The organism is Serratia sp. OS31 (assembly GCF_014164835.1).
Taxonomy (GTDB): Bacteria; Pseudomonadota; Gammaproteobacteria; order Enterobacterales; family Enterobacteriaceae; genus Serratia; species Serratia liquefaciens_A.
The window spans coordinates 189,133-198,693 of record NZ_JACJFQ010000007.1 but is presented as its reverse complement, the minus strand read 5'-3'; the positions used below and the strand labels follow the sequence as shown (position 1 = coordinate 198,693).

The following is a 9,561-nucleotide window of genomic DNA, read 5'->3' as shown; positions in this document are numbered from 1 at the left end:
AAATAATGATGATGGCCCTCGCAAATCAGATAGTCCGCTGATAATTAATCTCGCCTTAAGGTTTAGTTAAGCTTGCGGCCGTACATTGGCAGTTAATCCACCGGGAACGATTCTCTCTGGCGTTTAATATTCGTTAAATAAAAGAGATCTACAGTGTCATTAAAAGAAATTTGATACGTTTGGGGTTAACTATGGATCAATTTTTACCTTTCTCACGCCCGGCGATTGGCGATGAAGAAATCGCGGCGGTAGAAAAGGTACTGCGCTCAGGCTGGATCACCACCGGACCGCAAAATCAGCAGTTGGAAAGTGAGTTTTGCGCCACCTTCGGCTGCAAAAACGCCATCGCCGTCTGTTCCGCTACCGCCGGCATGCATATCACCCTGATGGCGCTGGGCATTGGCCCCGGCGATGAAGTCATCACTCCCTCACAAACTTGGGTTTCAACCCTTAACATGATCGAACTGCTCGGCGCCACGCCGGTAATGATCGACGTTGACCGCGATACGTTGATGGTCAATGCCAGGGATGTTGAAGCCGCCATCACGACAAAAACCAAAGCCATTGTCCCGGTGCATTATGCCGGTGCGCCACTGCAAATGGACGCATTGCGAGACGTGGCCAAACGCCATAACCTGCCGCTGATTGAAGACGCCGCTCATGCGGTGGGCTCCCGTTACAACGGTGAATGGGTTGGCGCGCGAGGAACGGCAATCTTCTCGTTCCACGCGATTAAAAACCTGACCTGTGCCGAAGGTGGTCTGATTGCCACCGACGACGATGCACTGGCGGATCGCCTACGCTGTTTGAAGTTTCACGGTCTGGCCGTTGACGCTTTCGACCGCCAGCAACTGGGGCGCAAGCCGCAGGCCGAAGTGGTGGAGCCGGGCTACAAATACAACCTTTCCGATATCCACGCGGCTATCGCCGTCGTGCAGTTGGCACGTCTGCCGCAGTTGAACGCCCGCCGTAAAGCGCTGGCTCAGCGTTATCTCACTGCGCTGGAAGGTTCACCTTTCCTGCCGCTGGGGTTGCCTGATTATCCGCATGACCACGCCTGGCACCTGTTTATGGTGCGCGTTGACGCCGAACGTTGCGGTATCGATCGCGACCAACTGATGGAACGCCTGAAAGAGGTGGGCATTGGTACCGGGCTGCATTTCCGCGCGGCGCATACTCAGAAGTTTTACCGTGAGCGTTATCCGCAATTGTCCTTGCCCAATACCGAATGGAATTCGGCGCGTTTATGCACCTTGCCGCTATTCCCTGATATGACCGACGCCGATGTTGATCGGGTGGTCAAAGCCTTGTCTTCTGTTGTGGAGTCTTTACGTGTCTCGCGTTGAACCGATAAAAAAAGTTTCGGTGGTGATCCCGGTGTACAACGAGCAGGAAAGTTTGCCTGCCTTGCTTGAGCGTACCACTGCCGCCTGTAAACAGCTGGCCCAGCCTTATGAAATTATCCTGGTCGATGACGGCAGCAGCGACAATTCTGCCGATATGTTGACTGCCGCCGCCGAACAGCCCGGCAGCTGTGTGATTGCGGTCTTGCTGAACCGTAACTACGGGCAGCACTCGGCGATCATGGCCGGTTTCAATCAGGTGAGTGGCGATCTGGTGATCACGCTGGATGCCGATTTGCAAAACCCGCCGGAAGAGATCCCGCGCCTGGTGCGGGTGGCAGAAGAGGGCTACGACGTGGTCGGCACCGTGCGTGCCAACCGTCAGGACTCCTGGTTCCGCAAAAGTGCTTCCCGCGTCATCAATATGATGATCCAGCGCGCCACCGGTAAATCGATGGGCGACTACGGCTGCATGCTACGCGCCTATCGCCGCCATATTATCGAGGCGATGCTGAACTGCCACGAGCGCAGCACCTTTATTCCAATTTTGGCGAACACCTTCGCCCGACGCACCACGGAAATCGACGTGCTGCACGCAGAACGCGAGTTTGGCGACTCAAAATACAGCCTGATGAAGCTGATCAATCTGATGTATGACCTGATCACCTGTTTGACCACCACGCCGCTGCGTTTGCTGAGCGTTGTGGGCAGCGTGATTGCGCTCTCAGGTTTTCTGCTGGCGGTCTTGCTGATCGCCCTGCGTTTGATTATGGGCCCTGAATGGGCGGGCGGCGGGGTGTTCACCCTGTTTGCCGTACTGTTTTCCTTTATTGGTGCCCAATTTGTCGGCATGGGTTTGTTGGGAGAGTACATCGGTCGCATCTATACCGACGTGCGCGCTCGTCCCCGTTATTTTGTTCAGAAAGTGGTCGGTGAACAGCCGAACCACAATACTCAGGAAGAAGAATGATGAAAGCTATTGTATTTGCTTACCATGATATTGGCTGCGCAGGCCTGAAAGCGCTGACTGACGCAGGCTATGACGTTCAAGCAGTATTCACGCATACCGACGATCCTGGTGAGAACAACTTCTTCTCCTCCGTTGCCCGTGTGGGTGCAGAATTGGAGTTGCCGGTCTATGCGCCGGAGGACGTAAACCACCCGCTGTGGATCGAGCGTATTCGCCAGCTGCAGCCGGACATCATTTTCTCCTTCTATTACCGTAATCTGCTGAGCGACGAACTCCTGTCGCTGGCGCCGCTTGGCGGTTTCAACCTGCACGGCTCACTGCTGCCTCGTTACCGTGGCCGTGCACCGGTGAACTGGGCGCTGGTGAACGGCGAAACAGAAACCGGCGCTACGCTGCACAAAATGGTCAAGCGCCCGGACGCCGGTGACATCGTCGGCCAACGCAAAGTGGCGATCGCCGCTGAAGATACTGCGCTGACGTTGCACAAGAAAGTGCTGGAGGCGGCGCAAGCGCTGCTGAAAGACGAATTGCCGAAGTTGAAAAACGGTACGGCTTCATTCACCGCACAAAACGAAGCTGAAGCCAGCTACTTTGGTCGTCGGACAGCGGCAGACGGCGAGATCCTGTGGCACAAATCCGCGCAGGAAATCAATAACCTGATCCGCGCAGTGACCGAGCCTTACCCTGGCGCTTTCAGCTATCTCGGCCAGCGTAAACTGATTGTCTGGCGCGCTCGTGTGCTGGATGCACAGCATGACAAACAACCCGGTACCGTGCTCAGCACTTCGCCGCTGGTTATTGCCTGCGGTGAAGGTGCACTGGAAATCGTTGCCGGTCAAAACGATGCTGGCCTGTACGTACAGGGTAGCCGTCTGGCACAGGAAATGGGCATCGTCACCGACGTCCGTCTGGCCGCCAAGCCCAACGCAGTGATGAAGCGCCGTACCCGCGTACTGATCCTCGGCGTTAACGGCTTTATCGGTAACCACCTGACCGAGCGCCTGCTGCGTGACGACCGTTACGATATTTACGGTTTGGATATCGGTTCTGATGCCATTAGCCGCTTCCTGGATAACCCACGTTTCCACTTTGTGGAAGGGGATATCAGCATCCATTCCGAGTGGATCGAATATCACATCAAAAAATGTGATGTCGTTCTGCCGCTGGTGGCTATCGCCACCCCGATCGAATACACCCGCAATCCACTGCGCGTGTTCGAGTTGGATTTTGAAGAAAACCTGAAAATCGTTCGTGACTGCGTGAAATACAACAAGCGCATCATCTTCCCGTCCACTTCCGAAGTGTACGGCATGTGCGACGACAAGGAATTCGACGAAGATCATTCCCGCCTGATCGTCGGACCCATCAACAAACAACGCTGGATCTACTCGGTGTCCAAGCAGCTGCTTGACCGAGTGATCTGGGCCTATGGTGCCAAGGAAGGGTTGAAGTTCACGCTGTTCCGTCCGTTTAACTGGATGGGGCCGCGCCTGGATAACCTGGATGCAGCGCGCATTGGTTCTTCCCGCGCCATCACCCAGTTGATCCTCAATCTGGTCGAAGGTTCGCCGATCAAACTGATGGACGGCGGGGCGCAAAAACGCTGCTTTACCGATATCAACGACGGTATTGAAGCGCTGTTCCGCATCATCGAAAACCGCGATGGTCTGTGTGACGGCCAAATCGTCAACATCGGTAACCCGACCAACGAGGCCAGCATCCGCGAACTGGCGGAAATGCTGCTCGAAAGCTTCAATAATCACCCGTTGCGCGACCGTTTCCCACCGTTTGCCGGCTTTAAGGATGTCGAAAGCAGCAGCTATTACGGCAAGGGTTATCAGGACGTTGAGCACCGTACACCAAGCATCAAGAATGCCCGCCGCCTGCTGGACTGGCAGCCGACCATCGCGATGCAGCAAACCGTTGCCGATACCCTGGACTACTTCTTGCGTACCACCGTTCAGGAAGGTGACGGTGCATGAAGAAAGTCGGTCTGCGAGTTGATGTAGATACTTTCAGCGGTACCCGTGAAGGGGTACCGCAGTTGCTGGAGTTGTTCGACAAGTACAACATTCAGGCCAGTTTCTTCTTCAGCGTAGGGCCGGACAATATGGGGCGCCATCTGTGGCGCCTTTTACGTCCGAAGTTCCTGTGGAAAATGCTGCGCTCGAATGCCGCGTCGCTCTACGGCTGGGATATTCTGCTGGCCGGCACCGCCTGGCCGGGGCGTAATATCGCCCGTGCCCTGGGGCCATTGATGAAGCTCACGGCGCAGGCAGGGCATGAAGTGGGCCTGCACGCCTGGGATCATCAGGGTTGGCAAGCCAAAGTCGGCCGTTGGTCTGAGGCGCAACTGACGCAACAGGTGCAGCTGGGTGTGGATGCGCTGACCACCAGTACCGGGCTGCCGGTAAAATGCTCGGCCGTTGCCGGTTGGCGTGCGGATACGCGGGTGCTGGAAGTGAAGCAGCGTTTCGGTTTTCACTACAACAGCGATTGTCGCGGTACCCATCCGTTCCGTCCGGTGTTAAGCGATGGCCGAGTGGGCACCGTGCAGATCCCGGTGACGTTGCCGACCTTTGATGAGGTGATCGGCAGCGAGGTCAGCATGGCCGACTTCAACGATTATATTTTACAGGCGATTGAAAACGACCGTGGCGTGCCGGTATACACCATTCATACCGAGGTAGAGGGGATGTCACAGGCGGCGATGTTTGAGCAGTTACTGCAGCGGGCGCAGCGGCAGGGCATAGAATTCTGTCCGTTAAGCACCTTGTTGCCACAAGATTTGGCGTCATTGCCATTGGGCCGCGTCGAGCGTGCTCCTTTCCCTGGCCGCGAAGGTTGGCTGGGCTGTCAAACCGATGTGAAGGACGATTCATGAAGGCGCTAAAAGGATCCTGGGCCATTGTGTTGGCCATTTTTTTTGCTCTGGTTTACCTGATCCCCCTCAATGGTCGCCTGCTGTGGCAGCCGGATGAAACTCGCTACGCCGAGATCAGCCGTGAAATGCTGCAACGCGGCGACTGGGTAGTGCCGCATCTGCTTGGGCTGCGTTATTTTGAAAAGCCGGTTGCCGGGTATTGGTTCAACAACATCAGCCAGTGGCTGTTTGGCGATACCAACTTCGCGGTGCGTTTTGGCTCGGTATTCAGTACCGGCATGACCGCCGTGCTGGTGTTCGCGCTGGCGATGCTGATGTGGCGCAACGCACGCCGTGCCAGCCTGGCGACGCTGATTTTCCTGTCGATGGTGCTGGTGTTCAGCATCGGCACGTACAGCGTGCTGGATCCGATGATTTCCCTGTGGCTGGCGGCGGCCATGGTCAGTTATTACCTGACGCTGAAAGCCACCACGGTCAAGGGCAAACTGGGCGGCTACGTGCTGCTGGGGCTGGCCTGCGGCATGGGCTTTATGACCAAGGGGTTCCTGGCGCTGGCGGTACCGGTGATCGCAGTGATCCCGATAGTCATTCAGCAGCGGCGGATCAAAGATTTGTTAATCTACGGCCCGCTGGCGATCCTGACCGCGATATTGCTTAGCCTGCCTTGGGCACTGGCCATTGCTGAACGTGAGCCGGACTTCTGGAACTATTTCTTCTGGGTGGAGCATATTCAGCGCTTCGCCGAGGATAACGCTCAGCACAAAGCGCCGTTCTGGTATTACATTCCGATTTTGATGGCGGCGGTGTTGCCATGGCTGGCGTTGTTACCGGGATCCTTGCTCAAGGGGTGGCGTGAGCGCGTGCAGCGACCGGAGCTGTTCTTCCTGCTGAGTTGGGTGATGATGCCGCTGATCTTTTTCAGCATCGCCAAAGGCAAACTGCCGACCTATATTTTACCGTGCATGGCACCGTTGGCGCTGTTGATGGCCGCTTACGCCGAGGACTATGCGGCAACCTTGCGCAGTAAAATGTTCAAGGTCAACGCATTGTTGAACGGATTGTTTGGTTTGATTTGCGTGGTGGCGCTGCTGGTGCTGGGTTCAGGATTGCTGCCGAAGGTGAAGCTGTTCGAGGCGCAGGAGTGGCCGAAGATCGTCATCGGCATTATTATGTTCGGCGGTTGGCTGTTATTTGCCATAGTGTCGGCGCGTAATAATGCGCAACGCTGGCGCTGGGCAGCGGCTTGTCCGCTACTGCTGTGCTTGCTGGTGGGTTACGCCATTCCGCAGCAGGTCACTGATTCCAAGCTGCCGCAAAACTTTATCAGCGCGAATATGGCGCAGTTGGGCCACAGTCGTTACGTATTGACCGACAGCGCAGGGGTAGCGGCAGGGCTGGCCTGGGAGTTGAAGCGTAGCGACGTGCTGATGTTCAGCGAGAAAGGTGAGGTGGCTTATGGCCTGGCCTATCCGGATGCCCGTAGCCATTTCATCAGCGATGCCGATTTCCCACAGTGGCTGGCGCAGGCGCGCAAACAGGGCGACGTCTCATTGGTATTACAACTGTCGAGAGGAGATCACGTGCCGCAAAACTTGCCGGCAGCGGACAAAGTGGTTGAGATGAACCGCTTGGCGCTGCTTTGGTACCAACAGCAGCCATGATAGTCGGCTACTTGCTGGTGCTGGTGGTCAGTCTGCTCACCTGTGGTGGGCAGCTGTGCCAGAAACAAGCGGCCCAAAGCTGGCAATTGCCCCCCGACGTGAGGCGGGGGGTGACGCTGCGCTGGCTGATACTGGCGGTGCTGTTGCTGGGGTTGGGCATGGCGGTCTGGCTCAACGTGCTGCAACGTTTGCCGCTCAGCCTGGCTTATCCGACGCTCAGCCTGAATTTTGTGTTGGTGACATTGGCTGCCCGATGGTTGTTTAAAGAACCCACCACCGCACGCCATTGGTGCGGCGTGGCGTCGATCATGCTGGGGATCCTGCTGATGAGTATCAATCCATGAGAGGTTACGCCTGGGGCGCGGCCAGCGTGCTGCTGGTTACGTTGGCGCAACTGCTGATGAAATGGGGCATGGCGCAGATCCCATTGATGTCGTTTGCCGACGTTACGCTAAGCCTGTTTGCCCAATACTGGGTGCCGTTACTGGCGGTCAGCGGCGGTATTTTTGGCTATGCGCTGTCCATGCTGTGCTGGTTCTTCGCACTGCATCATCTTCCGCTAAACCGCGCTTACCCATTGCTGAGTGTGAGCTATGCGCTGGTGTACCTGGCCGCGGTGATCCTGCCGTGGTTTAACGAATCCGCCACCCTGTTGAAAACGTTGGGAACGCTGTTTATCCTGTTTGGCGTGTGGCTGATTAACAGCCAGGCCAAGGTAAAAACGCCTCATTAGCGCAAAAAGTGGCGCCACTGCGATTATCTCCTTCACCGCGCTTGCCTTTTTCCCCTACTGGGGGATAAATTAGCCCCAAATAGCGCTTTCCTTATGGGGTGCCGGCTTTGCCTCGCAGGCGGTATACTTTTACCGGGCGGCATGCTGCGGCAACCTGTTCAATGAAGGGATATTATGCGGATGCGTATTTGGTTTTTATTAGCCAGTTTAATTCTTGCCGGTTGCAGCAGCCATGCACCGCCGCCCAGCGGTCGGTTGGCGGACTCTATCGTGGTGGTGGCTCAGTTGAATGAGCAACTGCGTCAATGGTACGGCGCACCTTATCGTTACGGTGGGGTGGATCGCGGCGGCGTCGACTGCTCCGGTTTCGTTTATCGCACCTTCCGCGACCGTTTCGATATGCAATTACCCCGTTCGACGGTGGAACAAACCTCGCTGGGAACCAAAGTTTCGCGCGATGAGCTGATGCCGGGCGATCTGGTGTTTTTCAAAACCGGCGGCGGTGAGAACGGTTTGCACGTTGGCATTTATGATACCAACGATCAGTTTATTCATGCCTCCACCAGCCGTGGCGTGATGCGCTCCTCGCTGGACAACGTGTATTGGAAGAAAGCCTACTGGCAGGCGCGGCGCATTTAATCTTAAGCTGTTGATTTGGTGTATCATGGCGGTATCACGTGCTTGACGGGAACCGCCATGAATAACTTACGCTTACTGATTTCCGATTCTTACGACCCCTGGTTTAATCTGGCCGTGGAAGAGTGCATCTTCCGCGAAATGACCACGCAGAAAATCCTGTTCTTATGGCGCAATGCCGAAACGGTGGTCATAGGCCAATCACAAAACCCGTGGAAAGAGTGCAACACCCGGCGAATGGAGCAGGATGGCATTCGCCTGGCTCGTCGCAGTAGCGGCGGTGGGGCGGTATTTCACGATTTGGGCAACACCTGCTTTACCTTTATGGCGGGTAAACCGGGTTACGACAAAACCCTTTCCACCGGCATCATTTTGCAGGCGTTGGCGCAGTTGGGTATTTCTGCCACGGCGTCGGGCCGTAATGATCTGGTGATCGAAACGCCGGAAGGCGTGCGTAAAATCTCCGGCTCGGCCTATCGGGAAACGCAGGATCGCGGATTTCACCATGGCACCTTGCTGCTGAATGCCGATCTTAACCGTCTGACAAATTATCTTAATCCGGATCCCAAAAAGCTGCAGGCCAAAGGCATCACCTCGGTACGCTCCCGCGTGGCCAACCTGGTGGAATTTAAGCCTGACATCACTCACCAGCAGGTTTGCGATGCGGTGACTCAGGCCTTTTTCGACCACTATGGCGAGACCGCCACGGCGGAAATCATCTCACCGGATGTTTATCCCGACCTGCCGGATTTTGCCGCGCAGTTTGCCAAACAGAGCAGTTGGGAATGGAATTTCGGCAAGGCGCCGGCATTTAGCCATTTGTTGAATGAACGCTTTGTTTGGGGTGGGGTGGATATCTTCTTTGACGTAGAGAAAGGCCTTATCTGCCGGTCGCAGATTTTCACCGACAGCCTTAGTCCGGCACCGCTGCAGCGATTGGCAGAGATGCTGGTGGGCTGCGCTTATCGCAGTGAAGCCTTGGCTGAGTGCTGCGACAAGCTGATAGCTCAGTACCCGGAGCAGGCTGCCGAGTTAGCCGAGCTGCGGCAATGGCTGGTCGAAACGATCAAATAATAACCACGCTTTAAATATCAAGGGATGACGGTTGTCATCCTTTTTTTATGCCGCAAGTTTGCTCCGCTTTATTGTTGTTGTCGGCTTTCTGCTGCCGAAATCCACCTCAATAGCGGGTAGCATGAATTTCCCATAAATCAAGGTGTGCATTTTTTTGCTGTTTCAATGCAAAGAATAACGTACGGAATTGATGTGTTATTAAATTTAATCAGTTGGCGACAGGCTTGCGCTTGTGCAGATTTCATGCTTAATTGATATTT

9 protein-coding genes are annotated in these 9,561 nt (G+C 55.5%); all 9 read left to right on the top strand.

The window, feature by feature from the left end; all coding sequences use genetic code 11:
• The first annotated feature begins 191 nt into the window (after positions 1-191).
• The 9 genes from arnB (at position 192) to H5P17_RS09025 (ending at position 9,301) form a co-directional block, all read left to right on the top strand.
• A complete protein-coding gene (arnB, locus tag H5P17_RS09065; protein WP_182822457.1) occupies positions 192-1,346 on the top strand; it encodes a UDP-4-amino-4-deoxy-L-arabinose aminotransferase in 1,155 nt (384 codons plus the stop codon).
• Positions 1,333-2,313, top strand: coding sequence for an undecaprenyl-phosphate 4-deoxy-4-formamido-L-arabinose transferase (arnC, locus tag H5P17_RS09060; RefSeq protein WP_044550484.1), 981 nt, complete (start codon positions 1,333-1,335; stop codon positions 2,311-2,313). The genes arnB and arnC overlap by 14 nt, the downstream gene beginning before the upstream one ends.
• A complete protein-coding gene (arnA, locus tag H5P17_RS09055) occupies positions 2,313-4,295 on the top strand; it encodes a bifunctional UDP-4-amino-4-deoxy-L-arabinose formyltransferase/UDP-glucuronic acid oxidase ArnA (protein ID WP_044552912.1) in 1,983 nt (660 codons plus the stop codon). Before arnC ends, arnA begins: the two co-directional genes overlap by 1 nt.
• On the top strand, positions 4,292-5,197 hold the full coding sequence (arnD, locus tag H5P17_RS09050; protein WP_182822455.1) for a 4-deoxy-4-formamido-L-arabinose-phosphoundecaprenol deformylase: 906 nt from the start codon (positions 4,292-4,294) through the stop codon (positions 5,195-5,197). Before arnA ends, arnD begins: the two co-directional genes overlap by 4 nt.
• A complete protein-coding gene (gene arnT, locus H5P17_RS09045) occupies positions 5,194-6,858 on the top strand; it encodes a lipid IV(A) 4-amino-4-deoxy-L-arabinosyltransferase (protein ID WP_182822453.1) in 1,665 nt (554 codons plus the stop codon). The genes arnD and arnT overlap by 4 nt, the downstream gene beginning before the upstream one ends.
• Complete coding sequence (gene arnE / locus H5P17_RS09040) at positions 6,855-7,202, top strand: 4-amino-4-deoxy-L-arabinose-phosphoundecaprenol flippase subunit ArnE (RefSeq protein WP_044550490.1); 348 nt, start codon at positions 6,855-6,857, stop codon at positions 7,200-7,202. Before arnT ends, arnE begins: the two co-directional genes overlap by 4 nt.
• Complete coding sequence (gene arnF, locus H5P17_RS09035; RefSeq protein WP_182822451.1) at positions 7,199-7,591, top strand: 4-amino-4-deoxy-L-arabinose-phosphoundecaprenol flippase subunit ArnF; 393 nt, start codon at positions 7,199-7,201, stop codon at positions 7,589-7,591. Before arnE ends, arnF begins: the two co-directional genes overlap by 4 nt.
• 174 nt (positions 7,592-7,765) lie before the next feature.
• The gene (locus H5P17_RS09030) at positions 7,766-8,230 is read left to right on the top strand and encodes an NlpC/P60 family protein (protein WP_041414519.1); all 465 of its coding nucleotides are present in this window, start codon (positions 7,766-7,768) and stop codon (positions 8,228-8,230) included.
• A 57-nt stretch (positions 8,231-8,287) separates the two neighbouring features.
• On the top strand, positions 8,288-9,301 hold the full coding sequence (locus H5P17_RS09025) for a lipoate--protein ligase A (RefSeq protein WP_182822450.1): 1,014 nt from the start codon (positions 8,288-8,290) through the stop codon (positions 9,299-9,301).
• Positions 9,302-9,561: the final 260 nt, after the last annotated feature.